General features: G+C 70.5%; 25 protein-coding genes. 19 read left to right on the top strand and 6 right to left on the bottom strand.

The genetic code is table 11. The annotated features are described in order from the left end of the window. Nucleotides 1-12: 12 nt before the first annotated feature. Nucleotides 13-459: a MarR family winged helix-turn-helix transcriptional regulator gene (locus tag K1T35_RS09715; RefSeq protein ID WP_220259831.1), complete on the bottom strand. Its 447-nt coding sequence runs from the start codon at nt 457-459 to the stop codon at nt 13-15. Between the two features lie 55 nt (nt 460-514). Here K1T35_RS09715 and K1T35_RS09710 point away from each other — a divergent pair, with 55 nt between their 5' ends. The 10 genes from K1T35_RS09710 (at nt 515) to K1T35_RS09665 (ending at nt 10048) form a co-directional block, all read left to right on the top strand. Continuing rightward, entirely contained in the window at nt 515-1585 is a 1071-nt protein-coding gene (locus tag K1T35_RS09710; RefSeq protein WP_220259830.1) for a substrate-binding domain-containing protein, read from the top strand. A 261-nt stretch (nt 1586-1846) separates the two neighbouring features. Next, complete coding sequence (locus tag K1T35_RS09705; RefSeq protein WP_220259829.1) at nt 1847-3445, top strand: ABC transporter substrate-binding protein; 1599 nt, start codon at nt 1847-1849, stop codon at nt 3443-3445. Further along, the gene (locus K1T35_RS09700) at nt 3442-4395 is read left to right on the top strand and encodes an ABC transporter permease (protein WP_220259828.1); all 954 of its coding nucleotides are present in this window, start codon (nt 3442-3444) and stop codon (nt 4393-4395) included. The genes K1T35_RS09705 and K1T35_RS09700 overlap by 4 nt, the downstream gene beginning before the upstream one ends. Before the next feature lie 3 nt (nt 4396-4398). Next, nucleotides 4399-5238 carry an ABC transporter permease gene (locus tag K1T35_RS09695; protein ID WP_220259827.1) on the top strand — a complete coding sequence of 280 codons (840 nt, stop codon included), beginning with the start codon at nt 4399-4401 and terminating at the stop codon, nt 5236-5238. Between the two features lie 14 nt (nt 5239-5252). Next, nucleotides 5253-6077 carry an ABC transporter ATP-binding protein gene (locus tag K1T35_RS09690; protein ID WP_220259826.1) on the top strand — a complete coding sequence of 275 codons (825 nt, stop codon included), beginning with the start codon at nt 5253-5255 and terminating at the stop codon, nt 6075-6077. After that, the gene (locus tag K1T35_RS09685) at nt 6064-6879 is read left to right on the top strand and encodes a dipeptide/oligopeptide/nickel ABC transporter ATP-binding protein (protein WP_220259825.1); all 816 of its coding nucleotides are present in this window, start codon (nt 6064-6066) and stop codon (nt 6877-6879) included. Before K1T35_RS09690 ends, K1T35_RS09685 begins: the two co-directional genes overlap by 14 nt. Continuing rightward, the gene (locus K1T35_RS09680; protein ID WP_220259824.1) at nt 6876-7058 is read left to right on the top strand and encodes a hypothetical protein; all 183 of its coding nucleotides are present in this window, start codon (nt 6876-6878) and stop codon (nt 7056-7058) included. Before K1T35_RS09685 ends, K1T35_RS09680 begins: the two co-directional genes overlap by 4 nt. After that, nucleotides 7055-8464: an amidase gene (locus K1T35_RS09675; protein ID WP_220259823.1), complete on the top strand. Its 1410-nt coding sequence runs from the start codon at nt 7055-7057 to the stop codon at nt 8462-8464. The genes K1T35_RS09680 and K1T35_RS09675 overlap by 4 nt, the downstream gene beginning before the upstream one ends. A 7-nt stretch (nt 8465-8471) precedes the next feature. Further along, nucleotides 8472-8651, top strand: coding sequence for a hypothetical protein (locus K1T35_RS09670; RefSeq protein WP_220259822.1), 180 nt, complete (start codon nt 8472-8474; stop codon nt 8649-8651). A 5-nt stretch (nt 8652-8656) separates the two neighbouring features. After that, nucleotides 8657-10048, top strand: coding sequence for an amidase (locus tag K1T35_RS09665; RefSeq protein ID WP_220259821.1), 1392 nt, complete (start codon nt 8657-8659; stop codon nt 10046-10048). Between the two features lie 7 nt (nt 10049-10055). Here K1T35_RS09665 and K1T35_RS09660 read toward each other — a convergent pair whose 3' ends face one another. Beyond that, nucleotides 10056-11486 carry an Nramp family divalent metal transporter gene (locus K1T35_RS09660; RefSeq protein WP_220259820.1) on the bottom strand — a complete coding sequence of 477 codons (1431 nt, stop codon included), beginning with the start codon at nt 11484-11486 and terminating at the stop codon, nt 10056-10058. A gap of 66 nt (nt 11487-11552) precedes the next feature. On the opposite strand from K1T35_RS09660, the gene K1T35_RS09655 reads away from it, so the two are divergent. Continuing rightward, complete coding sequence (locus tag K1T35_RS09655) at nt 11553-13079, top strand: gamma-glutamyltransferase family protein (protein ID WP_220259819.1); 1527 nt, start codon at nt 11553-11555, stop codon at nt 13077-13079. A 3-nt stretch (nt 13080-13082) separates the two neighbouring features. Here K1T35_RS09655 and K1T35_RS09650 read toward each other — a convergent pair whose 3' ends face one another. Continuing rightward, on the bottom strand, nt 13083-13769 hold the full coding sequence (locus K1T35_RS09650) for an ABC transporter ATP-binding protein (protein ID WP_220259818.1): 687 nt from the start codon (nt 13767-13769) through the stop codon (nt 13083-13085). A 131-nt stretch (nt 13770-13900) separates the two neighbouring features. On the opposite strand from K1T35_RS09650, the gene K1T35_RS09645 reads away from it, so the two are divergent. Together K1T35_RS09645 and K1T35_RS09640 are read left to right on the top strand one after the other, a co-directional pair. After that, a complete protein-coding gene (locus K1T35_RS09645) occupies nt 13901-14689 on the top strand; it encodes an SAM-dependent methyltransferase (protein ID WP_220259817.1) in 789 nt (262 codons plus the stop codon). Between the two features lie 89 nt (nt 14690-14778). Next, nucleotides 14779-15321 carry a VOC family protein gene (locus K1T35_RS09640; RefSeq protein ID WP_255621737.1) on the top strand — a complete coding sequence of 181 codons (543 nt, stop codon included), beginning with the start codon at nt 14779-14781 and terminating at the stop codon, nt 15319-15321. A gap of 411 nt (nt 15322-15732) precedes the next feature. On the opposite strand, the gene K1T35_RS09635 is transcribed toward K1T35_RS09640, so the two are convergent. Both K1T35_RS09635 and K1T35_RS09630 read right to left on the bottom strand, forming a co-directional pair. Continuing rightward, a complete protein-coding gene (locus K1T35_RS09635) occupies nt 15733-16548 on the bottom strand; it encodes an ion transporter (protein WP_370645334.1) in 816 nt (271 codons plus the stop codon). 38 nt (nt 16549-16586) lie between these two features. Beyond that, nucleotides 16587-17477 carry an NAD(P)-dependent oxidoreductase gene (locus K1T35_RS09630; RefSeq protein WP_220259816.1) on the bottom strand — a complete coding sequence of 297 codons (891 nt, stop codon included), beginning with the start codon at nt 17475-17477 and terminating at the stop codon, nt 16587-16589. Nucleotides 17478-17571: 94 nt separating this feature from the next. On the opposite strand from K1T35_RS09630, the gene K1T35_RS09625 reads away from it, so the two are divergent. The 3 genes from K1T35_RS09625 to K1T35_RS09615 are packed head-to-tail and all read left to right on the top strand — an operon-like array spanning nt 17572 to nt 20662. Then, entirely contained in the window at nt 17572-18201 is a 630-nt protein-coding gene (locus K1T35_RS09625; protein ID WP_255621735.1) for a TetR/AcrR family transcriptional regulator, read from the top strand. Next, nucleotides 18198-19103, top strand: coding sequence for an ABC transporter ATP-binding protein (locus K1T35_RS09620; RefSeq protein WP_220259814.1), 906 nt, complete (start codon nt 18198-18200; stop codon nt 19101-19103). Before K1T35_RS09625 ends, K1T35_RS09620 begins: the two co-directional genes overlap by 4 nt. Then, nucleotides 19100-20662, top strand: coding sequence for an ABC transporter permease (locus K1T35_RS09615; RefSeq protein ID WP_220259813.1), 1563 nt, complete (start codon nt 19100-19102; stop codon nt 20660-20662). Before K1T35_RS09620 ends, K1T35_RS09615 begins: the two co-directional genes overlap by 4 nt. 256 nt (nt 20663-20918) lie before the next feature. Here the strand turns inward: K1T35_RS09615 and K1T35_RS09610 are convergent, their stop codons facing one another. Next, entirely contained in the window at nt 20919-21419 is a 501-nt protein-coding gene (locus K1T35_RS09610) for an Lrp/AsnC family transcriptional regulator (RefSeq protein WP_220259812.1), read from the bottom strand. Nucleotides 21420-21528: 109 nt separating this feature from the next. Between K1T35_RS09610 and K1T35_RS09605 the strand changes: the two genes are divergently transcribed. Genes K1T35_RS09605 through K1T35_RS09595 form a run of 3 tightly spaced genes read left to right on the top strand, consistent with a single transcriptional unit; the run spans nt 21529 to nt 24796 of the window. Next, nucleotides 21529-22578: a thiamine pyrophosphate-dependent dehydrogenase E1 component subunit alpha gene (locus K1T35_RS09605; protein WP_255621734.1), complete on the top strand. Its 1050-nt coding sequence runs from the start codon at nt 21529-21531 to the stop codon at nt 22576-22578. After that, nucleotides 22575-23555 carry an alpha-ketoacid dehydrogenase subunit beta gene (locus K1T35_RS09600; protein ID WP_255621733.1) on the top strand — a complete coding sequence of 327 codons (981 nt, stop codon included), beginning with the start codon at nt 22575-22577 and terminating at the stop codon, nt 23553-23555. Before K1T35_RS09605 ends, K1T35_RS09600 begins: the two co-directional genes overlap by 4 nt. After that, nucleotides 23552-24796: a dihydrolipoamide acetyltransferase family protein gene (locus K1T35_RS09595; RefSeq protein ID WP_220259810.1), complete on the top strand. Its 1245-nt coding sequence runs from the start codon at nt 23552-23554 to the stop codon at nt 24794-24796. The genes K1T35_RS09600 and K1T35_RS09595 overlap by 4 nt, the downstream gene beginning before the upstream one ends. The last annotated feature ends 28 nt before the right edge of the window (nt 24797-24824 follow it).

The following is a 24824-nucleotide window of genomic DNA, read 5'->3' as shown; positions in this document are numbered from 1 at the left end:
CCTACATGCAATCTACGTCCGAGTCGCGGGGAGCAGACCCTCGTCTGCCCCGGCGAGCCGGCACAGCAGGTCGCGGAGGAGCTCGGCGTCCTCCGGCGACGCGAACAGCTCGGCCTGGCTCCGCTCGACGAGCACGGCGAGGCGGCGGTGCAGGCTCTTCCCCCGCGGGGTCAGGAGGATGCGGACGCGGCGGCGGTCAGCGAGGTCGATCCTGCGGTAGACGAGGTTGTTCGCCACGAGCCTGTCCACCAGGCGGGTGAGGGCAGGCGCCTTCGTCCCGACGCAGTCGGCGACGGTGGTCATCGGGAGCCCGGCGCCCTCCGACAGGAGGTTGAGCACACGCCACTCGTCGAGGTCGCAGCCTTCGGGTTGGAGCGCGGCCCCGACGTGCTCCGTGACCTGCCGTTCCACATGGCTGACGAGGTGGGACAGGTCACGCGTCGCGTGCGGAGGAAACATTGCCTGCCCGTTCTGCCTGCGCCTACGGTGCGCCTACACCGTAGAGGATCAGCAGATGCCTGTGCTCCAGCCGGACGACACGACGGTGACCGCCGCCCTCGTCGTGCCCCGCCAGGGACCGCTCGGCATCATCGGCCCATCCAGCGAGCTGAGCGCGGAGCTGGCCGCCGCGGAGATCAACGAGGCCGGTGGGGTGCTCGGCCGGCAGCTTCGGCTCGTTCCGGTCGACGGCGGGGCCGATCCGCGGGTGGTCGCGCACGAGGTTGCGACGCTCGTGACGCGAGGGCTGGTCGATGCGGTGATCGGCAACCACACGTCGGCGGTCCGACGCGAGCTCGCGCCGCGCGTCGCGCCGGAGGTGCCGTACATCTACACGGCCATCTACGAGGGCGGGGAGCGCACGCCCGGCGTCTTCCTCACCGGCGAGACGCCGAGCAACCAGCTGCGGCCCGGTATGCGGCTGCTCGCCGACGAATTCCGTGTGCGCCGCTGGTGCGTCGTGGGCAACGACTACGTCTGGCCCAGGGTGACGACAGCAGCGGCACACCACTTCGCGCGCGAGTGCGGCGGCCGGATCTGCGCGCAGATGTACGTCCCCCAGGGCACCGTCGACTTCACGGACGCTGTCGAACGTGTGGAGCGGGCCGACGTCGATGCCGTGCTGGTGCTGCTGGTCGGGCAGGATGCCGTGCACTTCCACCGGGCATTCGCCGAGCGCGAGCTGCATCGCCGGTGCCTGCGCCTCACCACGCTGATGGACGAGAACATGCTGCTCGCCTCCGGTCCGGAGGCCACTGTGGGGCTGTTCGCGGCGGCCGGTTACTTCGAGTCCCTGACCACGCCTGAGTGTCTCGACTTCGCCGGGCGCTACGCCCGGCGGTTCGGGGTCGACGCGCCGCCGGTCGGCAACCTCGGCGAGTCCTGCTACGAGGGCGTCCACTTGTTGCACGCGTTGGTCGACCGCACACGATCCGTCGACGTTCGCGCCATGACGGCGATCTCGGACGGCGTGTCCTACACGGGTGCGCGTGGTGTGCGACACCTGCGCCACCGCCATTCCGCCCAGCGCATCTACCTGGCCGAGGCCGACGCCCTGGAGTTCTCGGTAATCACCGAGCTGGCCTGATCAGCCCCTTTTCAGACACATTTATCGACATATCGTGAATACGTTCATCCCGGACGGGATGGTTGTCAGCCATGACAACACACAGGTCAGGACCGTGCCCGTAACACGCCAGCAACACGCGCCGGTCAATCGTTACGGTTCGAGGCGTTCCGGCGCGCTCATCGCAACATCTCCTGCTTACGGTACGGACCCGTGAACGGTCGGTCCCGAGGAACGGCGGTCGAGATGGTTTCGCGCGGCAACAGGTCGAGATGGCGCACGGTGTTGACCCCGGTCCTCGCCCTGCTCGTGGTCGCGGCGTGCGGCGGTCCCGGCACCTCGGGGTCAGGAGCCACCGGCGCTCCACAGACCGGAGGGACGCTGGCGATCGGCATCGAGTCGGAGGTCGACGTCCTCGACCCGCAGCGGGCCGGTGGCTGGGTGTCGTGGCGCGTGAACCGGCAGATGTTCGAGCCGCTCGTGGACGAGGACCTGTCGAAGCCCTCCGCCGAGGTCGCGGTGCCGCCGCTGCGCCCGGGTCTGGCCGAGTCGTGGGACATCTCCCCCGACGGCACGGTCTACACCTTCCACATCCGCCCGAACGTGACCTTCCACGACGGCACACCGCTGGACGCCGCGGCCGTCGAGTTCAACATCCGACGGATGTGGGACTCCTCGTTCGAGTTCTACGACGCGAAGGCGGCCGCCCAGACGACCTTCGTCTGGCAGTACCTGGGCTCGGTATCGACGCCGGACCCGATGACCGTCCAGCTGACGATGAAGCAACCCTTCGAGCCGCTGCTCCGGCTGTTCGCGCAGGGTGGCAGCGGATCCACCGGGATCATGAGCCCCGCCGCGATCCGCACCTACGGCAACGATGACGTGGCCGAACACCCGGCCGGCACCGGTCCGTTCAGGTTCGCCGAACGGGTCCGCGGGCAGCGCATCACGCTGGAGCGCAACGACGCGTACTGGGGCCAGAAGCCCTACCTGGACAAGGTCGTGTTCCGGCCGCTCCCCGACCCCTCCGCCCGGGTCGCCGCGCTGCGTGCCGACGAGGTCGACATGATCGCGGTGCCGCCGCCCGACAGCGTGCAGAGCCTGAAGGACTCCGGCTTCCAGATCTCGGACGGGGTGCCGCCCCACGTCTGGTATCTGTCGTTCAACTTCGCCGACCCGATCATGAGCAACAAGCTCGTGCGCCAGGCGATCAACCTCGCCATCGACCGGCAGGGCATGGCCACCACCTTGCTGCGCGACACGGTCGAGCCGGCCTACGACGTGCAGGCCCCGGCCAATGCCGCCTACGTCGAGAACACCGCCGCCTACGGCTACGACCCGGATCGCGCCAAGCAGTTGCTCGCCGAGGCCGGATACCCGGACGGGTTCGAGACGACGATGATGACCTCGGTCGACGGCTCCGGGCAGATCATTCCCGTCCCGATGGCCGAGTACATCCAGCAGGACCTGGCCAAGGTCGGCATCCGGATCACGCTCGACACGACGGAGTGGATCTCCTACCTCAGCAAGTGGGCGCAGGGCACGCCGGCCGGCGTCGGCTGGGCCCAGCAGTCCTGGGGCATGACCACGCCGTACTGGCTCTACATCGCGACGTCGTCGAGCCTGCGCGCCCCGAACGGGCCCAACGTGGGCGGCTACTCCAACCCCGAGCTCGACCAGGTGATGGCCCAGGCAATCACCACGACGAGCGAGGAGCAGGCCGTCGAGCTCTGGAAGCAGGCCAACCGCATCGTCACCGACGACGCGGCGATCGCGCCCGTCGTGAACGACAAGGCGCCGTACGTGCTCAGCGCGGACGTGCAGGGCTTCGTCTCGGCCAGCGAGGAGTGGTACGACCTGAACACGGTCTGGCTCTCGTGATCGGTTTCCTGCTCCGCCGCCTGGCCTGGACTCTGCTGGTGCTGATCGGCGTCTCGATCCTGGTGTTCCTGATCATGCAGCTGGTCCCGGGCGACCCGGTGCGCACGATGCTCGGCACGGGCGCCACGGCCGAGCGCGTGGAGGAGGTCCGCCGCGAGCTCGGGCTGGACCGCCCGCTTCCCGTGCAGTATCTAGGATTCCTGTCCGGCGTTCTGCACGGAGAACTGGGCCGGTCGCTAGTGCTGAGCCAACCGGTGTCGTCGATCCTTTTTCCCAAGCTGCTCAACACGGTGATCCTCGCGGCCGGCAGCCTCGTCGCCTGCCTCGCGGTCGGGATCCCGCTCGGCGTGATCGCCGGGGCGCGGCAGTACTCGTGGTTCGACCGCAGCGCGATGTTCCTCTCGCTCGCGGGCGCCAGCGTCCCCGTCTACTGGGCCGCGCTCGTCGTGATCAGCATCTTCGCGCTGCAGCTGGACTGGTTCCCGACGTCGGGCATGTACGACACGCGCGACCCGGGCGGGTTCGGCGACGTGCTCTACCACCTGGTGCTGCCGGCCACGGCCGCGGCGCTCGTGCCGACGGCGGTGATCGCCCGGATGGCGCGCGGCTCGATGGTCGAGGCGCTGCACGGCGACCACGTCCGGATGCTGCGGGCGAGCGGGGTGCCGGAGCGTCTGGTGATCTGGAAGCACGCGCTGCGTGGCGTCATGCCACCGGTGGTCAACATCGTCGGGCTGCAGGTCGGCTACCTGCTCGGCGGCATCATCTTCGTCGAGGTCGTCTTCAACTGGCCCGGTCTCGGAGGCCAGCTCTACACGTCGATCACGGCGGGCGACATGCCCATGATCCAGGCGGGCGTGCTGTTCATCGCGCTGGTGTTCGTCGTGGTCAACCTGATCACTGACGTCGCGGTGGCCCTGCTCGACCCACGCACCCGGAAGGCGGCCTGAGGCATGAAACTCGCACTGCGGGCGCTGCGCCGGGACAAGGTCGCGGTCGGGGCGCTCGCCGTCCTCGTGCTCGTCACGCTCGCCGCGATCCTGGCCCCGTTGATCAGCCCGTACGACCCACTCGCCGGTGATCCCCGGATGCGGCTGCTGCCGCCGTTCACGGACGGGCACCTGCTCGGGCTGGACGGACAGGGGCGCGACATCCTGTCGCGGCTCATCTGGGGCGGGCGGTACTCGCTGTCGGTCGCGGTCGTCCCCGTGTTCTGCGCCGGTGCGATGTCGCTGGCGATCGGGATGGTCGGCGGCTACCTCGGCGGCCGGTGGGGCGATGGCGTCATGCGGCTGCTGGACGTCGTGTTCGCGTTCCCGATCGTGCTGTTCGCCATCGCGCTCGCGGCGGTGCTCGGCGCCGGGCTCGGGAACACGATGGTGGCGGTCGCGATCACGCTCGTGCCCTACATGTCGCGGGTGGTCTACACAGCCACGGTCCAGGAGTCGGCGAAGGAGTACGTCGAGGCGGCGCGGGCGGCCGGAGCCTCGCACCTGGAGATCCTTCGCATACAGCTGCTGCCGAACGTGCTGTCCCCACTGGTCGTCTACGGCACCACGCTCGCCGGGCTGGTGATCGTGCTGGCCGCGGGCCTGAGCTTCCTCGGCGTCGGCATCACGCCGCCGGCTCCCGACTGGGGCGTGATGACCTCCGACGGCCGCCAGGTGCTGCTCGAGGGATACGCGCACGTGGCCACCGTGCCCGGCCTGGTGATCCTGGTCGTCGCGCTGGCGTTCAACCTGCTCGGCGACGGCATCCGCGACGCCCTCGACCCGCACAAGCAAACCGCGTGAGGGAGGACGGCAGCATGCAACCGTTACTGGCGGTCGAAGGACTGCGCACCCACTTCTCGACCGAGAACGGCGTGGTGAAAGCCGTCGACGGGGTCGACTTCACGATCGAGCGGGGCGGCATCCTCGGGATGGTCGGAGAGTCCGGCTCGGGAAAGAGCGTCACAGGCCTGTCGATCCTGCGGCTGATCGACCCGCGCACCGCAACGATCGCGGGCGGCCGGGTGCTGTTCGACGGCGAGGACCTGCTGACCAGGTCGGACCGGGAGATGCGTGCGATCCGCGGCCGGCGCATCAGCATGGTCTTCCAGAACGCGATGACCGCGCTCGACCCGTTCTTCCGGGTCGGCGATCAGCTCGTGGAGATCATCCGGCTGCATCGGAACGTCGGGAAGCGCGAGGCCCGCGCGAGGGCGCTCGAGGCGCTGGAGCTCGTGCGCATCCCGGAGGCCGGGCGGCGGATGTCGAGCTACCCGCACGAGCTCTCGGGCGGACAGCGGCAGCGCGTGATGATCGCGCTGGCGCTGGCCTGCGGACCCGACCTCCTCATCGCCGACGAGCCGACGACGGCGCTCGACGCCACTGTGCAGAAGCAGATCATCGACCTGCTGCTCGAACTCAACCGCGAGCTCGGCACCACGATCCTGATGATCACCCACGACTTCGGTGTGGTGGCGCGGATGTGCCGGACGGTGGCCGTCATGTACCGGGGGCGCATCGTGGAGTCCGGCGACGTCCGCACGGTGCTGGAGACACCGGAGCACCCCTACACGCAGGGCCTGATGCGCGCGGTCCCGCGCATGCGTCTGCCGCGCGCGGAGGTCCGCCGTGTCAGCGCGTGACGTGCTCCTGGACGTGCGGGACCTGCGCAAGGTCTACCGCACGCCGGGGCTCTTCGGCCGGGGAAGCGAATTCGTCGCGGTCGAGGGGGCCACCTTCCGGGTCGAGCGGGGCGAGGCCTTCGGGCTGATCGGTGAGTCCGGCTCGGGCAAGACCACGATCGGCCGGATGCTGCTCCGCCTGCTCGACGCCACGAGCGGCTACATCGAGTTCGACGGGTACGACGTGCTGCAACTGGCCGGTCCCCGACTGCGCGAGCTGCGACAGCGCATGCAGATCGTCTTCCAGGACTCCGGCTCGGCGTTCAACCCACGGCTGCGGGTGGGTGAGCAGGTCGCCTTCCCCATGCGGAAGTTTCGGCTGTACCCCGAGAAGGAGATCCGCGACCGGGTCGTGGAGCTGCTCGAACACGTCGGGCTGCGCGCCGACCAGGCACGGCGGTACCCGCACGAGTTCTCCGGCGGGCAGCGCCAGCGGCTCGGGATCGCGAGGGCGCTCGCGGCGCAGCCGGACTTCGTCGTGCTGGATGAACCGACGTCCGCGCTCGACGTGTCCGTGCAGGGCCAGATCCTGGACCTGCTCGACGACCTGCGGGCCGAACGCGGCCTCACCCTGATCCTGATCAGCCACAACCTGGCGGTCGTCCAGCGCATGTGCGACCACGCCGCGGTGCTGCACCAGGGCCACCTCGTGGAGGTGGGCGCGATCGACGACCTCTTCGGCGACCCGCAGTCCGAGATCACCCGGCAGCTGCTGGACGCCGTCCTGGAACCGGTGGTGCCGACGAGAGGAGAGGCCGCATGACCGAGGACGAAGTGGCGAAAGCCGTACTGCGGCTCGCCGCGACCGGAATCGATGTCGACGAGGACCAGGCGCGCGAGGTGCTGTCGGTCTCCCAGGAGGCGGCCTCCTCCGTCCGGTACCGGGCGCTGACCGGCGGCATCGAGCCCACGATCGCGTTCGAACCGCGGTGGGGCCGATGACGGCCCCGCATTTCGAGGCCCTGCCGACGGTCACCGAGGCGATCGCGGCCGTCAACGCCGGGACGCTCTCCCCCGTCGAGCTCACCAAGCAGGTGCTCACCCGCATCGAATGGCTCGATCCGCTCCTCGACTCCTACGTCGACGTGTTCACCGAGACCGCGCTCGCCCGGGCGAGCTCCGTGCAGGACGCGATCGCGCGCGGGGAGTCGCTCGGGCCGCTGCAGGGCATCCCGGTGGCGCTCAAGGACCTCTTCGACGTCGCCGGCATGCCGACCCTCGCCGGATCGGAGGTCCGCGCCGGTCATGTCGCCGACGCCGACTCCACGGTCACCCGCGCGCTGCGGGCCGCAGGCGCGGTGATCACGGGCAAGACCGTCACGCACGAGTTCGCCTTCGGCGTGGTGTCCGCGCCGGCTCGCAACCCGTGGGACCGCGACACCATCCCCGGCGGGTCGAGCGGCGGGTCGGCCGCCGCGGTGGCCGCGGGTCTGTGCCTGGCGGCGATGGGCAGCGACACCGGCGGCAGCATCCGCATCCCGGCGGGGCTCTGCGGGGTGGTCGGGCTCAAACCGACGTACGGACGCGTCAGCAAGCGTGGCGTGGCGGAGCTGTCCTGGTCGCTCGACCACGCCGGGCCGATCACGCGCACCGTCGCGGACACGGCGGTGCTCCTGCAGGTCATCGCTGGGTTCGACCCGGCCGACCGGTGCTCGGTCGACGAGCCGGTGCCCGACTACCTCACCGGCCTCGACGCCGGCGTCGTGGGACTGCGGGTCGGCGTGCCCACGAACTTCTTCTTCGAGCGGGTCGACCCCGAGATCGTCGACGCGGTGCGCGCGGCGCTCGCGGTGCTGGTCGACGCGGGCGCGGTGCTCGTCGACGTCACCGTCCCGCACGTGGAGCTGACCGGCGACGTGATCACGACGATCGTCGGGGTCGAGGCCGCCGCGATCCACCAGGAGCACATCAGGACCGTGCCGGAGCGCTACACGGCCGACACCCGCAAGCGGCTGCTGGCCGGCGAGCTCATCAGCGGCACCTCTTACGTCAACGCCCAGCGGGCCCGCCGGCTGATCGTCGACGGCTTCCGCGCCGCATTCGCCGACGTGGACGTCATCGCGACGCCCACCCTCCCGATCACCGCGCCGCCCTTCGGCGCGGAGACCGCGCAGGTCGCCGGCGTCGAGATGCCGGTGATGGCGGCGCTCAACCCGCTGACCGCGCCCGCGAACGCGGCCGGCCTGCCCGCGCTCGCCGTCCCGTGCGGCTTCTCGGCAGCCGGCCTGCCCGTGAGCCTGCAGCTGATCGGCCGCCCGTTCGACGAGGCGACTCTGCTCCAGGCCGGCCAGGCCTACGAACGCCGTACCCCGTGGCACGCCATGCACCCACCGCTCGACGAGAGATGAGGACACCGTGGCCCGACCCTTTTCGCTGGACACCGCCGCGCTGACCGCGCGGTTGGAGATCCCCGAGGCCCGCGCGGACGCAGTGCGCACGAGCCTGGAATCGATCTACGCGCTGATCGACCGCCTCGACGAGCTCGACCTGGGCGAGACCCCGCCCGCCACCGCCTTCGACGCCCGCTGGGAGTGAGCACCGTGCAGCCCTACGAACTGACGATCGCCGAGGCCGCGGAGCAGATCCGCGCCAAGGAGCTGTCCCCGGTCGAGCTGACCGAGTCGGTGTTGTCGCGCATCGAGGCGGTCGAGGACAAGATCACCGCGTTCGCCACCGTCACCGCGGACGTCGCCCGGGCCGCGGCCGCCACGGCTGAGGCGGAGATCGCCGCGGGCGGGTACCGCGGCCCGCTGCACGGCATCCCGGTGGGCATCAAGGACCTCTACGAGACCGCCGGCATCCCGACCACGTCCAGCTCGGCGGTGCGCGCCGACTACCTGCCCGCGCAGGACGGCGCGGTGGTGGAGAAGCTGGCGGCAGCAGGCACCGTCATGGTCGGCAAGACCCACACGCACGAGTTCGCCTACGGCGCGGTCACCCCGACCACGCGCAACCCCTGGGACCTGGAACGGATCCCCGGCGGGTCGAGCGGCGGCTCCGGCGCCGCGGTGGCGGCGGGCGAGTGCATGGTCGGGATGGGCAGCGACACCGGCGGCTCGATCCGGATCCCCGCGTCGGTGTGCGGCACCGTCGGCCTGAAGCCCACGTATGGGCGGGTGTCCCGGCGCGGGGTGGCGTCGCTGTCGTGGTCACTCGACCACGTCGGCCCGCTGACCCGAACGGTGCGCGACGCGGCGTACGTGATGAACGCGATCGCGGGCTACGACCGGTCCGACCCGGCCTGCGTCGATGTACCGGTGCCGGACTTCACGGGAGGTCTCGACGCGGGCGTGGCCGGGCTGACCGTCGGCGTGCCCACCAACTACTTCACCGAGCGGGTGGACCCCGAGGTCTCGGCGGCGGTCACGACCGCTGTCGGCGTGCTGGACGAACTTGGGGCGCAGGTTCGCGAGGTGACGGTCCCGATGACGGAGTACATCCTCCCTACCGAGTGGGGCGTCCTGCTTCCCGAGGCGAGCGCCTACCACCAGCAGATGCTGCGGGAGAAGGGCGACCTCTACACGTCGGACGTGCGGTTGTACCTCGAGGTCGGTGAGCTCGTCCTCGCCACCGACTACATCAAGGCGCTGCGCGCGCGGATCCTGATCCAGCGGGCGTGGCGGGACCTCTTCGGCGGTATCGACGTGCTCGTCGCGCCGACGGTGGCTGCTCCCGCGGCGAGCGCCGACGACCTCGTGCTGCATTGGCCGGACGGCACCACGGAGGCCGCCACCGACTCCTACGTGCGATTCTCCGCCCCTGCCAACGTCACCGGCCTGCCGTCGCTGTCGGTGCCGTGCGGGTTCACCGCGGGTGGCCTGCCGATCGGGATGCAGATCATGGGCAAGCCGTTCGCCGAGCCCACGCTGCTGACGGTCGGGCAGGCGTACGAGTCCGCCACCGCGTGGCTCGACCGGCGCCCGGCGCTGTGACGCGGAATCACAGGTAACGGTCGGCCATGTCCACGACGGTGACGACGAAGAAGAATCCGTAGAAGGCAACGGCCCCGATCATCACCGCCGTGCGCACCTTCCCCATCCGGATGTACGCGGGCAGGTGCCGGCGATTGAGAATCACGATCAGGATCGTGTAGACGAAGCTGGTGACACCGCTGAGGAACGACACGATCACGAGCAGCAGGAGCGGCGCCTGGGAGCCACTGAACAGCGTGGTGACGCTGAACACCAGGAGCGCGCCGAGAGTGAGCGCGTATATCCTGCTCTCGGTCCATTTCTGATTGTCGCGCAGCAGGTACACCTTGAGCTGATCGGCAGTGATCCGACCGATCATGTCCCATACCGCGAGGTTGGTGGAGAACAGCGCGACGATCCCGGCGAGGAGGAAGAACAGCCGGGCAACCCCCGAAAAGGTCTCCTCGATCACGCCGGCCTCGATCGCGATGAAGTCGAAGCCTGAACCGGCGTCCCGACCGGCGAGCGTGACATCGGCCAGAGTGGCGACGACGAAGATCGACAGAACGGTGAAGAGGAAGAAGGAGAGGAACTGCTCACGGTTCATCACGCGCCACCAACCGTTCCAGCGTCGCATGTTCTCCTCGTCGGGCAGGAACGTGTACCCGAGGTTCGAACCGGCCTCCTCCTGCCCGGTGATCGGCGAGACGATGCGGGGGATGTGCGCGCCCATGCCGAGGTTCTTGTCCCGGACGTAACTGCTCACCAGCAGCACCCCCGTGCCACCGGCACCGGCGAACGCGATCGCGCCTGCGTACTCGGGAAGGTCCACGACGTCACCCGGGGGGAGCTGACCCACATGGCGCAGGCCGAGGATCAGATCCACCCACGCGCCGGCGTCCAGGATCGTGACCGCGACGGCGGCGAACACGATGAACGCCGCCAGCACGGCCATCATGATCTTCATCGAGATCTCCAGCATCCGGTATGCCACCGGAGCGAGGAGCAGTGCGGCGACGATGACGACCAACGATCCGATCGTGACGAGCACGATGTCGAGCGGCCCGAAGATGAACGACAACAGCGTGGCCACTCCGGTGGCATATCCCGGCCACAGGTTCGGCAACAATGCCATCAGGATGAAGCCGATCGTCCAGCCGCGCCACAGCCGGGCGAATCCGGTGATGATCGTCTCACCGGTGGCGAGGGTGTAGCGCACGGCCTCGGTGGCGATGAAGAACATGAAGATCGACCCGAGCAATGCGCCCCACAGGTAGTCCAGGCCCACCTGCTGCGCGATATTGGGCCACAGCACGAACTCACCGGACCCGATTCCCGCGGCGGCGAGCACCACGCCGGGCCCGAGCAATGCGCCGAGCTTGACCGGCTTCGGGAGCTCCTTGTATCCGACCGGCGGCAGGTGCTTGTGCGGAATTTCCGGCGAGTAACTTGTCGTCACGCTATCATCCTGTATACCGGCAATCGGTGCGACAAGAAGCGGTCGCCGATGTAAGAAAGGGTTTACATGAGCGCAACAACCGCGGCAGCCGTGGCATCACCACATCACAGTGCCACCGAGACGGGTGCTGCCGTGCTCGCCGACGGCGGCACCGCGCTCGATGCAGCAATCGCCACGAACGCCATGCTTTCCGTTGTGTATCCGCACATGTGCGGGCTCGGCGGGGATCTGTTCCTCCTGTACTTCGAGGCGGCCACCGGCTCCGTGCACTGCCTCAACGCCTCGGGACCCGCGCCAGGGCTGGCCACCCGTGCCGCATTCGCCGACCTCGGCCTCGACCACATCCCCCAGCGCGGACCGCTGCCGGTCACCGTCCCCGGCACCGTCGCCGGCTGGCAGGCGGCTCACCAGCGGTTCGGGCGGCTGCCATGGCGGCGCCTCCTCGAGCCCGCCGCCTCCGCGGCACGCGACGGCACACCGGTGAGCCCCGGGCTCGCGAAGTGGATCGCCGCAGAGGCCGAAGGAATCGGGCACAGCCCCGGCCTGAGGCCCCTGCTCGGCGCCGCCGTCCTGCGACAACCCGAGCTCGCGGCGACGTTCGACCGCATCATCACCCGCGGTGCGGACGACTTCTACCGCGGTGAGACGGCCCGCCGCATCGACGACTCGATGCGCCGCCACGACGGGCTGCTTCGCTTCGACGATCTCGACAGCTACACCCCGGAATGGGTGGCCCCGACGCAGGCCACCTACGCCGGTCTCGAGGTGTACGTGCCGCCGCCGAACAGCCAGGGCGTCACCAGTCTGTTGATGCTGAAGGCGCTGCAGGCACTGGGCGCCGAGGGCGACGTACCGGGGACCGCCGAGCACATCACGAACCTCGTCGCGGCCAAGCGCACCGCGTTCGCGCTGCGCGACCGCCATGTCACCGATCCCGCCTACGTGACGATCAGCACCGAGGACCTGCTGGACGCGTTACCGGCCCCGGAAGCCCCCGCCACCACCCATCCCGTCGGCGGCGACACCGTGGCCTTCGTCAGCATCGACCGCGACGGCAACGCCTGCTCCGCGATCCAGAGCGTCTACTACGGTTTCGGATCGATGTTCGTCCCGGAGGGAACCGGGATCATCATGCAGAACCGGGGGCACTACTTCTCGCTGTCTCCGGACCACGTCAACACGCTCGAACCCGGCAAGCGCACCATGCACACGCTGATGGCGAGCATGGCGTTGCGGGACGGCCGCCCGCGGTTCGTCGTCAGCTCTATGGGTGCCGACGGTCAGCCGCAGTTCAACGTGCAGGTTCTCCAGCAGCTGCTGGCCGGCGGCACACCGCAAGAGGCCGTGAGCCGGCCACGGGTGCTGCATGGACGGTTCGTCATCGAGGACGACCCCGACGTCCTGCACGTCGAGCCGCTGCCCGATGCCGACGTCGTCGGCGCGCTGCAACGCGCCGGTCACGATGTCCGCGTGACAGCCGGGCCGGACGACCGGATGGGGCACGCCCACGCCATCGCGGTTGCCGAAGACGGGAGCGTCCTCGCCGGGGCCGACCCGCGCAGCGACGGCTCGGCCATCGTGGTGGCCGGCTGAGCGTCAGCCGACGAGCGCACCGCTCGCGGGCTTGTCGCTCACGATCCGGCCGTCCTCGAGCCTGACCACCCGCCGGGCGAGAGCGGCCACGCTGCGCTCGTGGGTGATCAGCACGATGGTGTGCCCTTCGTGGTTGAGCTCGCACAACAGGTCCATGATCTCGGTCGTCGAAACGGAGTCGAGGTTGCCGGTCGGCTCGTCGGCGAGGATCATCTGCGGGTCGGTGACGAGGGCTCGCGCGATCGCCACGCGCTGCTGCTCACCGCCCGACAGCTGGTTGGGCATGTGGTGCGAGCGTTCGCCGAGCCCCACCCGTTCCAGCGCGGTACGGGCGCGGCGCCTGCGACCGTGAGCCCCTGCATAGATGAGCGGCAGCTCTACGTTGGCCTGCGCGTTCGTGCGCGGGACGAGATTGAAGGACTGGAACACGAATCCGATCCGCGTGTTGCGGATCCTGGCGAGCTGGTTCTCGGAGAGCGAGCGAATATCGACCCCGCCGAGGCGGTAGACGCCCGACGTGGGCAGGTCCATGCAGCCGAGGACGTTCATGAGGGTGGTCTTGCCCGACCCGGACGCGCCCATGATCGCGACGAACGCGCCCTCCGCGATCGACAGGTCGACGTGATCGAGCGCGCGCACCTCGATGGAACCGGAGCGATAGATCTTCGAAACGGACTCTAGCTCGATCATGAACTTTCTCCTCGTCGAGAAAGTGCGAGGCCTGCATCGTCCCGTCCGATCACGCGGCCCGTCAACGAGGTGATCCGTCGACATCGCGCGGAACCTTCCACGGGGTGCACGCGACGTCCTAGCCTCGGCCCATGCTGGACGACCGGTACCTACGGACACCGAGCTCGGCGCGAGTCTGGAACTACTGGCTGGGTGGCAAGGACAACTACGACGTGGATCGGGCCGCCGGTGATGCGGTTGCAGCAACGTACCCGCAGATCGTCACTCTGGCCCGCCAGTCCCGCCAGTTCCTGATCCGCGCCGTTCGGGTGCTGGCGGGCGAACTCGGGGTGCACCAGTTCCTGGACATCGGTACCGGCCTGCCCACCATGCTGAACACGCACGAGGTGGCGCAGGCGATCGCGCCCGAGGCCCGAGTGGTCTACGTGGACAACGACCCGATCGTCCTCGCCCACGCGCGGGTGCTGCTCACCAACACCACGCCGGAAGGCGTCACCGCCTACGTCGACGCCGACGTCCACGCCCCCGAGACGATCGTCTCGGACGCCCGGAACGTGCTGAACTTCGAGAAACCCATCGCCGTGATGTTCCTCGGCATCCTCGGTTACGTGGCGGACGTCGGCGAGGCGACGTCGATCGTGACTCGCGTGATGGACGCGGTCCCGTCCGGCAGCTACCTCCTCGTGCGCGACAACACCGACAGCGGCGAGGCCGTCCGCGAAGCCGCCGACCGGTACGCCGAGAGCGGGGTGGACCCGTACCACCTGCGCACGGTGGGGCAGCTGGCCGAGTTCTTCACCGGCCTCGAGCTGGTCGAGCCCGGGCTGGTGCCGGTGGAGCGCTGGCGGCCGGACGAGACCGATGTGGGTTCGCTCGCCGAACACACCGGCGACCACGGCGGCCTGGCGCGCAAACCGTGAGTGGCCGATCCCGACGCGCAGCGCACGGCTCCCGTGCGTGAGTGCACGACCGCTATCCGGGCCGGATCGGCCGGTGTGATGCTGCAGGCGTGACGGAGCTCGTGTTCGGCCAGCCCCGCGGCGGCATCTTCCAGATGGCGTACATCGTCGAGGACCTGGGCGCGGCCATCGACTACTGGGTGCATGACCTCGGGGTGGGCCCGTGGTTCCGCCTCGACGGGTTCGACGGCGGGGACGACGCCGTCCACCGCGGCGAGAAGTACACGGCCACTGTGGACCTGGCGATGGCATTCGCCGGCCACATGCAGATCGAGCTGATCCAGCCGAATGACGACGAGCCCTCGGTCTACAAGGAGACGATCGAGGCGAGGGGCTACGGCTTCCACCACTTCGGCGTGGCCAGCGACGACGTCGAGGCCGGCATCGCCGAGCTGGAGTCGAAGGGTTACGTACTGGCGTTCAAGGCGAGCGTCCCCACCGGCGGGCACGTCGCCTACATGGACGGCGGACCCGACCAGCCCGGGTTCCTCGAACTGTGCGCGGCGACCCCCGCGTTCGAGGAGCTGTTCGGCAGCTTCCACCGGGCGTCTGTCGGCTGGGACGGCAGCGACCCGGTCCGCCCCTTCGGCTAGAACCGGCCCGTCATCAGTCCGCCAGCGGGCCCCAACGCCTCCAAGCCGTAACGACTGCCGATGTCGCGAAGCGCATCAGGTGTCAGGCCACTGATCGTGGCAGCGACGATTGCTCAGATCGGCACCCATGCGCTCCTCGGGGATGCGAGTGAACGTAGCGCATACGCCTCGTAACAGTCCGTGCTTGCCAGGCGACTATGGCCGTGCCAGATCCCGCAGTTCGGGTGCCACACGACTGGCTGCTGCCGGCACAACCATGAGCAACCGATACTTCGGATCATGGGCCGCGGCCACCACCGAACGGGACCCGCCAACAACACCGAAACACCCGTCGCGCGGTGGCAGTCCACGTTCCCCGCCTCGACCAGCAAGATCACGAAGTCGAGCTGTAGCACTAGGCGACCCTGATGCTCAGGACTCCGCCCGCTCCAGCCGCAGCTGCGCCAGCTCGGCACGCAGCTCTCTGATCTCCTCCAGGATCATCCGGTTCACGACCTGCTCCTCGGCGGCGTGCTCTTCCTCCTCGGCGCGCATCTCCGCCATCACCTGGCCCTCCATCGCGCTGACGACGACCGCGATGAACAGGTTCAGCACCATGAACGAGCTGACCAGGATGTAGGCGACGAAGTAGATCCATGCCAGCGGCATCGCCGCCATGACCTCCCGCGCGATCTCGCCCCAGCCCTCGCCCGTCATCGTCTGGAACAGGGTGAAGAGGGTCGTGCCGAGGTCGCCGAACCACTCCGGGGCGACGGCGCCGAACAGGTTCGTGCCCAGCACGGCGGCCACGTAGAGGATGAGCGCGAGCAGTGCCGCGATCGACGCCATGCCCGGGAGTGCGGCCAGCAGCCCGCCGACCACCCTGCGCATGCTCGGCACCATGGAGATCAGGCGGAGCACCCGGAGCACGCGCAGGGCCCGCAGCACCGAGAACGGTCCGGACGCCGGCACCAGCGCGATCGCCACGATCAGGAAGTCGAAGATGTTCCACGGGTCGCCCCAGAACCGGCGCCCGTAGGCCACCAGCCGCAGCGCGATGTCCGCGACGAAGATCACCAGCGCCGCCCGGTCGACGGCGTGCAGCAGCCCGCCGGCGGAGTTCACCACCGCCGGGGAGGTCTCCAGCCCGAGCGTCACGGCGTTGACGAGGATGACGGCGATCACCGTCGGCTGGAAGGCGCGGTGCTCCACGATCGTGCGCGCCCTACGCGCTGCCGAGTCGATCACGTCACGGACTGTAGCGGCGGGCGCGCACGCGGAACGCGTCAGTCCTCGCGCTGGGAACTGGGGCGCGTGATCACCTCGTACAGGCTGGTCCAGTTGTCGCTGCCGTGGCCGGCGGCGATGGCGCGGTCGTAGAGCGACTTGATCGCCTCAGGCAGCACGGTGTCGAGGCCCGCGGCCCTGCTGGCGGCGACGATGTGGTCCGCCGTGGCGCCCATCATCGTGACCGTGCTGAGGTCACCCGGGTAGGAGCGCTCATCGACGTGCCTGCCGGTCTCCTCGACGTACATGGCCGCCAGACCGATGTTGTCCCGCACGTAGGGCATGAGCTCCTTCGCGCTGACCCCTGCCGACCCGACCAGCGCGGCCGCCTGCAGCTCGGCGGCCAGCGTAGAGAGGAACACGGCCAGCAAAGCCTGGTAGAACAGCTGCGCGAGCGCTGGGTCCTCGCCCCGGTAGTCCGGGCGTCCGATCACCCGCAGCGTGGATTCGTGGGCGTCGAACACCTCGCGAGGCCCGCTGTAGAAGACGTACGCGCCCTCCTCCCCCACCATCGGCGCGGGCACCATGATCCCACCCGCGAGCAGCTGCGCGCCCCGTTCGGCCAGCCAGTCGGCGGCCTCCCGGGTCTTCTGCGGGCTGTCCGAGCTGATGTTGGCGACGACCCGGCCGGCCAGCGCGGCTTCGGCCTGGCCGAGGATGTCGTACATCGCCTGGTAGTCGGTGAGCGACAGGACGATCAGTTCGCTGGCGGCCACCGCATCGGCAGGCGACGCGACGCGCACGGCCCCCTCCTCGACGAGCGCGTCCGCCCGGCTCGGGGTGCGGTTCCAGACGGTCGTGGGGTGCCCGGCAGCGAGGAACTTGCGCACCATCGCCTGGCCCATCGGCCCGAGGCCGATCACGGTCACCGGCTTCTCATTCGTGGTCATGGGACCAGCCTCGGCGCCGCCGCGCACGGATCTCTCACGATCCACGCACGCTGTACATTTGTACGGCAGCCTGTACAAGCGTATGGTCACCGCCGTGACCGTTCCACCATCCGACCTCACGGCCCGCGCCCGGATCCGGGACGCGGCGCTCGCCGAGTTCAGCGCGCGCGGGATCGCGGGCGCCACGATCCGCGGCATCGCCGAGCGGGCCGGCGTGTCGCCCGCGCTCGTCCAACACCACTTCGGCACCAAGGACGGGCTGCGGGCGGCGTGCGACGCGCACGTCCTCGACTACATGCGCGCCGGGGTCGAGGAGGGGATCGCGCGCGACCGGATCGGCGATCCCGCGTTCATCGCCGCCACCCACGGATCGGCACCGCCGATCCTGCGCTACCTGGCCCGCGCCCTCGTCGACGGTTCGCCCGCGGCGGCCACGGTCTTCGACGAGCTCGTGGCGATCACGGAGCAGTACCTCGTCGACGTCCCCGCGGAGACCGACGCGCACACCAGAGCGGTGGTCCTCGCGGCGATGCGGTTGGGCCTCACCGTGCTTCACGAGCACGTCAGCCGCGGGTTGGGCGTGGAGCTGTTCAGCCGCACGGGCGGCGCGCGGGCCGGCCGGGCGACGCTCGACCTCATCGCCCCTCAGATCATCCCCGGCGGCGCCGATCGGATCCGGGACGGGCTCGACAAATACGAGCAGGAGCAGGGAGAAGCACGATGACCACGGCGATCCTCGCCAGAGGACTGGTCAAGACCTTCGGGTCGACCAGAGCGCTCGACGGCCTGGACCTCGAGGTGCACGCGGGCGAGGTGCACGGCTTCCTCGGCCCCAACGGCGCGGGCAAGACCACGACGATCCGCATCCTGCTCGGCCTGATGCGGGCCACCGCGGGCGAGGTCGCGCTGCTGGACGGCGACCCGTGGGCCGACGCGACCGAACTGCATCGGCGGCTCGCCTACGTGCCGGGCGACGTCACGTTGTGGCCGACGCTCACCGGCGGCGAGGTGATCGACCTGCTCGGCAGGTTGCGCGGCGGCACCGACGCCCGGCGGCGCGACGAGCTGCTGGAGCGTTTCGAGCTCGACCCGACCCGACGCTGCCGCACGTACTCGAAGGGGAACCGCCAGAAGGTCGCGCTGGTGGCGGCGTTCGCGTCGAGCGCGGAGCTGCTCGTGCTCGACGAGCCGACGTCAGGGCTCGACCCGCTCATGGAGTCGGTGTTCGCGGCGTGCGTGGCCGAAGGGCACCGGCGTGGGCGGACGGTGCTGCTGTCGAGCCACATCCTGTCCGAGGTCGAGGCGCTGTGCGACCGCGTCAGCATCATCCGGCGCGGCCGGACCGTGCGCGCGGCCCACCTCTCCGAGCTGCGCCGGGAGCGGCGCACGGTGGTCACCGCCGAGCTCGCCGGGCAGCCGCTCGGCCTCGACCGGCTGCCGGGCATCCACGACCTCGACGTCGACGGCAAGGCGGTTACGTGCCGCGTCGACCCCGAGCACCTCGACGGCCTGCTCCGCGCGCTCACTGCCGTCGGCGTCCGCAGCCTCACCAGCCGCCCGCCGTCGCTCGAGGAGCTGTTCCTCTCCCACTACCGCCAGGACGTTCCGGTGGGATCGGCCCGATGATCACGGGATTCGAGCAGATCGTCCGGCTGATCCTGCGGCGCGACCGGGCCCCGCTCGCCGTCTGGGTGCTGGTGCTGTCGGCACTGCCGGCCGGGGTCGTCGCTGCCACCGAGCGGGGCTACCCGACCGAGGCCGACCGGATCGCGTTTGCCGAGCACGCCGCCGTCAACCCCGCGGAGCTCGCCACGAGGGGCCCGGTCTTCGCGGCCACCGTCGGCGGGCTCACCGCGTGGACGCTGGTGTCGTCGATGACGCTGATCGGCGGCATCGTGAGCGCGCTCCTCGTCGTGCGGCACACCCGTACCGAGGAGCAGATGGGACGGCGCGAGCTGATGGGCTCCGGGGTACTCGGCCGGCACGCGCCGCTCACCGCCGCGCTCGCGGTGGTGGCCGGCGCGAACGTGGCGATCGCCGTGCTGGCAGGCGCCGCACTGATCGCGAGCGGCCTGCCGCCGGCCGGTAGCTTCGCGCTCGGGGCGACGATGGCAGCGGGCGGGATGTTCTTCGCCGCCGTCGGAGCGGTCGCCGCGCAGGTCGCCGAGGCCTCGCGCACGGCCGTGACGCTCGCCGTCGCCGTCCTCGCGGCGTTCTTCGCCGTGGCCGCGACCGGCGACGTCAGCCGTTCATGGCTGGTGTGGCTCTCCCCGTTCGGCTGGGTCCGGCGGGTGCAGGCGTTCGCGGGAGACCGGTGGGCGGTCCTGCTGCTCTTCGTGGCGGCGATCGGGGCCCTCGTCGCGGTGGCGTTCGTCCTGTCGGCGCGCCGCGACGTCGGCTCCGGCCTGGTCCCGGCGCGACCGGGCCCCGCGACCGCCGACCCGCGCCTGCGCAGCCCGCTCGCACTGGCCTGGCGCCTGCACCGCCCCGCCGTTCTCGGCTGGACGGCCGGGGCCGGCGCGCTCGGGCTGCTGCTCGGCGCGGCGATGAGCTCGGTCGGCACCCAGCTCGACACCCCGGCGTTCCGCGAGCTCACCGGCACCCTCGGCGGCGGCGACCCGGCCGACGTGTTCTTCCGCTTCGTCCTCTACGTGCTCGCGCAGGTGGTCACGGCAGCCGGGCTCGTGACGGCGCTGCAGATGCGCCAGCAGGAGACCGGCGGCCTGGCGGACGCGCTGCTCGCGGCCCCGGTGACCCGCGCGCGGTGGGCCGCAGGGCACACGTTGATCGCCGCCACGAGCGTCGTCGCCGGCCTCGCCGTGCTCGGGCTCGCCGCCGGCATCGGCTACGGCACCTCGCTCGGCCTCGTCGGTACGACCCTGGCCTACGCGCCGGCCTGCCTCGTGTTCGCCGGCCTGGCGGTCGCCCTGTTCGGATGGGCGCCACGGGTGGCGGTACCGGTGACGTGGACACTGCTCGGACTCACCGTGCTGATCGACCTGCTCGGCGAGTTCCGCCTCGTCGACGAGACCGTCATGGGGCTCTCCCCCTTCGTGCGGACGCTCGGCCCGCTCGCGGTGGGTGAAGGTCTCGCCGGGGCGTTGCTCGTGCTGGCGCTGGTGGCGGGTGGTCTCACGGTGGCGGGATTCGCCGGTCTGTCGCGGCGGGACGTGAGCGAGCGCTGATGGAAGGGGACTACCCGACCGAGCTGCTGGCTCGGGAAGCAGCACCTCCATTCGACGGCGAGGGCCCGTTCGCGCTGTGGCAGTTCAGCGAGGACCCGTCGCTCGACGTGTTCCATCCCCGTGGACGGCGCGCCCACGAGACCGGTCCCGGCCCAGGGCTGATCCTTGATCACCAATCGGGTGCGAAAGGCGACACCTGGCGTCGGCTTTCGCACCGATTCGGCGATCACGCAGGTGGTGATTCGCGGGTGGTGATTCAACGAGCGGTGACGTTCTCCACGTCCTCGAACACGAGCGACGTGCGGGTGGCGATCACCTCGGGGATGGCCTGCAGCTGGTTCAGCACGACCTCGCGCAGGGCGGCGTTGTCGGCGGCCCGCACGAGCAGGATCACGTCGAACTCGCCGCCGACGAGGGCCATGTGGTGCACCTCGGGGATGGCCTGCAGGCGCGCCTTGAGCTCGCGCCACGAGTTCTGCCGCACGGTGAGCGTGACGTAGGCGGAGGTCCCGAGGCCGATCGCGGCCGGGTCGACCGTGGCGGTGAAGCCGGTGATCGCACCGGAGGAGGTCAGCCTCTCGAGTCGCGTGTAGGCGTTGGCCCGGGAGACGCGGACCTCTTCCGCGAGCGCGCGCACCGAAAGCCTGCCGTCGCGGCGGAGCGCGTCGATGATGCGGCGGTCGATGTCGTCGAGCTGCACGGCCACCTGTCTCGCCACTCCCCACGGGAAAGGGCCGATCCCGGTCGATCGGCTCATGATGGCCGAGAGTATCGGCAGTTCGTCTCGATCTTCAGCTCTCAACTGGTGATCTGTAGCCGATGAATCGGACACTTTGATCCGAATGTCTTCCCCGGAGGTGGCCAAGATGAGCGAGCCGATGCGGCTGATCAACGAGACGGGCGCGGTCGTCGGGGACGGGCTGCCGGAGCCGGAGGTGCTGCTCGACGGGTACCGGGCGCTCGTGCTCGCCCGACGCCTCAATGCGCAGGCGGAGGCGCTCGTGCGGCAGGGCAGGCTCGCCGTGTACCCGTCCTCGCACGGGCAGGAGGCCTGCCAGGTGGCCGCGGCCGCCGTGCTGGCGGACACCGACTGGCTCTTCCCCACCTACCGCGACGTCGCCGCGATCGCCGCACGCGGCGTGGACCCGCTCGACGTGCTCATGATGCTGCGCGGCGACTGGCACTGCGGCTACGACCCGCTCGCCACCCGAGTGGCCCCGCAGGCCACGCCGCTGGCCACCCAGCTCCCGCACGCCGTCGGCGTGGGGCACGCGGCCCGGCTCAAGGGCGAGGACACGGTGGTCATGGCGCTCTGCGGCGACGGCGCCACCAGCGAGGGCGACTTCCACGAGGCCCTCAACTTCGCCGCGGTGTTCGCCTCGCCCGTGGTCTTCCTGGTGCAGAACAACAAGTATGCGATCTCCGTGCCGCTCGCGCGGCAGTCTGCGGCGGAGTCGCTCGCCGCGAAGGGAGCCGGCTACGGCATGCCGGCCGTCCTGGTCGACGGCAACGACCTCGCGGCGCTCACTGTGGTGCTCTCCGAGGCCGTGGCCCGCGCCCGCCGGGGCGGCGGTCCCACGCTGGTTGAGGCCGACACGTACCGGATCCGCGCACACACCAATGCGGACGACCCCAGCCGCTACCGCACGGACGACGAGGTCGACGAGTGGCGCCCGCGCGATCCGCTGCTGCGACTCAGAGCGCACCTCACCTCCACCGGCGCGCTGACCCCGGAGCGCGAGGCCGAGTTCGCCGCGGCGGCCGAGGAGATGGCCGCCCACGTCCGCGCGGGGATGGGCGAGGAGACCGCCCTCGACCCGGCGGAGCTGTTCGCCCACGTGTACTCGACCCCGACTCCGCAGTTGCGCGAGCAGGCCGCGCTGCTCGCGGCCGAGCTGAACGAGGTCCGGTCATGACCGAGAAGCCGACGATGATCCAGGCGCTCAACCGGGCGCTGCACGACGCGATGGCCGCCGACGAGTCGGTGGTGGTGTTCGGCGAGGACGTCGGCCCGCTCGGCGGCGTCTTCCGGGTGACCGACGGGCTGACCGCCACCTTCGGCGGGAACCGCTGCTTCGACACCCCGCTCGCGGAGGCGGGCATCGTCGGCGTGGCCGTCGGGATGGCGATGAACGGGATGCGGCCGGTCGTCGAGATGCAGTTCGATGCCTTCGCCTACCCCGCGTTCGAGCAGATCGTCAGCCATGTCGCCAAGATCGGGAACCGGACGCGCGGGCGCGTGCGGCTGCCGATGGTCATCCGTGTGCCGTACGGCGGCGGGATCGGCGGGGTCGAGCACCACTGCGACAGCTCCGAGGCGTACTACGCGCACACGCCCGGTCTGCTCGTGGTCACCCCGGCAACGAACACCGACGCGTACGGGCTGCTGCGGGCCGCGATCGAGCACCCCGACCCGGTGGTGTTCCTGGAGCCGAAGCGCCAGTACTTCACGCGCGAGGAGCTCGACCAGGATCCGGTGCCGCCGATCGGGCGCGCGGTGGTCCGCCGGGAGGGCGGCGACGCCACGCTGATCGCCTACGGCCCGACGGTCCCGGTCGCGCTCGCAGCCGCCGAGCAGGCCGCGGCAGAGGGGCGCGACCTGGGTGTCGTCGACATCCGCTCGATCGTCCCCTTCGACGACGAGACCGTCACCGCGGCCGTGCGGCGCACGGGACGCGCGGTCGTCGTCGCCGAGGCACCGGGGTTCGCCTCCGTCGCCTCCGAGATCGCGGCGCGGGTGTCCGAGCGCTGCTTCCACCACCTGGAAGCTCCGGTCCGCCGGGTCACCGGGTTCGACGTGCCCTACCCCCCGCCGAAGCTGGAGCGCCACCACCTGCCCGGAGTCGACCGGATCCTCGACGCCGTCGACGACCTGCAGTGGGACGAGACATGAGCGAGACCGTGTTCACGCTGCCCGACCTCGGCGAGGGCCTCACCGAGGCCGAGCTCGTCAAATGGCTGGTGCATCCCGGCGACACCATCTCCGTCGACGCACCGGTGGCCGAGGTCGAGACCGCCAAGGCGACGGTCGAGGTGCCCTCGCCGTTCGCCGGGATCATCGCCGAACTGCACGGGACGGAGGGCTCGACGATAGCGGTGGGAGCGCCGCTGATCACCGTCCGCCCGGTCGAGGAGAAGCAGGCCGGATCGGGCAACGTGCTCGTCGGCTACGGCACCACCGATGCGCCAGCTCGCCGCCGACACCGGCAGGCAACGGCGGTGACACCGGCATCTCCAGAGCGCCCGAAGATCGTCTCGCCGGTGGTGCGACAGCTGGCGCGCCGGGCCGGCCTCGACCCGGCGACGCTCGTCGGCACCGGGCGCGATGGACTGATCACCCGAGCGGATGTCGAGCGGGCGATCGAGGCCGGAAGGACACCCGACGCCCGGGACGTCGAGGCAGGGGAGGTCGAGGCCGGGGGCGTCGACCGCCGGACCGGGCTCCCGGTGCTCACCCGCGTGCCGCTCACCGGGGTGCGCGGCCACATCGCCCGGACCCTCACCCGCAGCCGCGCCGAGATCCCCGAGGCCACCACCTGGGTCGACGTCGACGCGACGGCCCTGCTCGCGCTGCGGGAGGACATGCGGCGCGGCGACTGGAAGCCCGGCCTCGTCGCCCTGCTGGCCCGGTTCGTCGTGGCCGGGCTGCGCGAGTTCCCCGCGCTGAACTCCCGGGTGGACGTCGAGCGGGAGGAGGTGGTCCACCTCGACGGGGTCAACCTCGGGGTGGCGGCTCAGACCGAGCGCGGGCTCGTCGTGCCGGCCGTCCGCGGCGCCGACCGCATGAGCATCCGCGGGCTGGACACCGAGATCCGCCGGCTCACGGCCGCCGCCCGCGAGGGCACGGCCACCGCGGCCGAGCTCTCCTCCGGCTCGTTCACGCTGAACAACTACGGCGTGTTCGGCGTGGACGGGAGCGCGGCGATCATCAACCATCCGGAGGCCGCGATTCTCGGCATCGGGCGGATCATCCCGCGGCCGTGGGTCGTCGACGGCGAGGTCGTGCCGCGGCAGATCGCGCAGCTGTCGCTGGTGTTCGACCACCGGGTGTGCGACGGCGGCACGGCCGGCGGCTTCCTGAGGTTCGTCGCCGACGCCGTGGAGACTCCGCTGCGCGCCGTCGCCGACCTCTGACCCGCCACATCGCAGTTAAATCTGTGTT

It is taken from the genome of Pseudonocardia sp. DSM 110487 (assembly GCF_019468565.1).
Taxonomy (GTDB): domain Bacteria; phylum Actinomycetota; class Actinomycetes; order Mycobacteriales; family Pseudonocardiaceae; genus Pseudonocardia.
The sequence above is the reverse complement of the archived record's forward strand: the minus strand, read 5'-3'. Positions and strand labels throughout refer to the sequence as shown.

Excerpts from the sequence above, each read along its gene's own strand:
- K1T35_RS09715 (WP_220259831.1), bottom strand. The coding sequence starts at position 459 with ATGTTTCCTCCGCACGCGACGCGTGACCTGTCCCACCTCGTCAGCCAT.
- K1T35_RS09710 (WP_220259830.1), top strand. The coding sequence starts at position 515 with ATGCCTGTGCTCCAGCCGGACGACACGACGGTGACCGCCGCCCTCGTC.
- K1T35_RS09695 (WP_220259827.1), top strand. The coding sequence starts at position 4,399 with ATGAAACTCGCACTGCGGGCGCTGCGCCGGGACAAGGTCGCGGTCGGG.
- K1T35_RS09690 (WP_220259826.1), top strand. The coding sequence starts at position 5,253 with ATGCAACCGTTACTGGCGGTCGAAGGACTGCGCACCCACTTCTCGACC.
- K1T35_RS09680 (WP_220259824.1), top strand. The coding sequence starts at position 6,876 with ATGACCGAGGACGAAGTGGCGAAAGCCGTACTGCGGCTCGCCGCGACC.
- K1T35_RS09675 (WP_220259823.1), top strand. The coding sequence starts at position 7,055 with ATGACGGCCCCGCATTTCGAGGCCCTGCCGACGGTCACCGAGGCGATC.
- K1T35_RS09655 (WP_220259819.1), top strand. The coding sequence starts at position 11,553 with ATGAGCGCAACAACCGCGGCAGCCGTGGCATCACCACATCACAGTGCC.
- K1T35_RS09650 (WP_220259818.1), bottom strand. The coding sequence starts at position 13,769 with ATGATCGAGCTAGAGTCCGTTTCGAAGATCTATCGCTCCGGTTCCATC.
- K1T35_RS09645 (WP_220259817.1), top strand. The coding sequence starts at position 13,901 with ATGCTGGACGACCGGTACCTACGGACACCGAGCTCGGCGCGAGTCTGG.
- K1T35_RS09630 (WP_220259816.1), bottom strand. The coding sequence starts at position 17,477 with ATGACCACGAATGAGAAGCCGGTGACCGTGATCGGCCTCGGGCCGATG.
- K1T35_RS09620 (WP_220259814.1), top strand. The coding sequence starts at position 18,198 with ATGACCACGGCGATCCTCGCCAGAGGACTGGTCAAGACCTTCGGGTCG.
- K1T35_RS09615 (WP_220259813.1), top strand. The coding sequence starts at position 19,100 with ATGATCACGGGATTCGAGCAGATCGTCCGGCTGATCCTGCGGCGCGAC.
- K1T35_RS09610 (WP_220259812.1), bottom strand. The coding sequence starts at position 21,419 with ATGAGCCGATCGACCGGGATCGGCCCTTTCCCGTGGGGAGTGGCGAGA.
- K1T35_RS09605 (WP_255621734.1), top strand. The coding sequence starts at position 21,529 with ATGAGCGAGCCGATGCGGCTGATCAACGAGACGGGCGCGGTCGTCGGG.
- K1T35_RS09600 (WP_255621733.1), top strand. The coding sequence starts at position 22,575 with ATGACCGAGAAGCCGACGATGATCCAGGCGCTCAACCGGGCGCTGCAC.
- K1T35_RS09595 (WP_220259810.1), top strand. The coding sequence starts at position 23,552 with ATGAGCGAGACCGTGTTCACGCTGCCCGACCTCGGCGAGGGCCTCACC.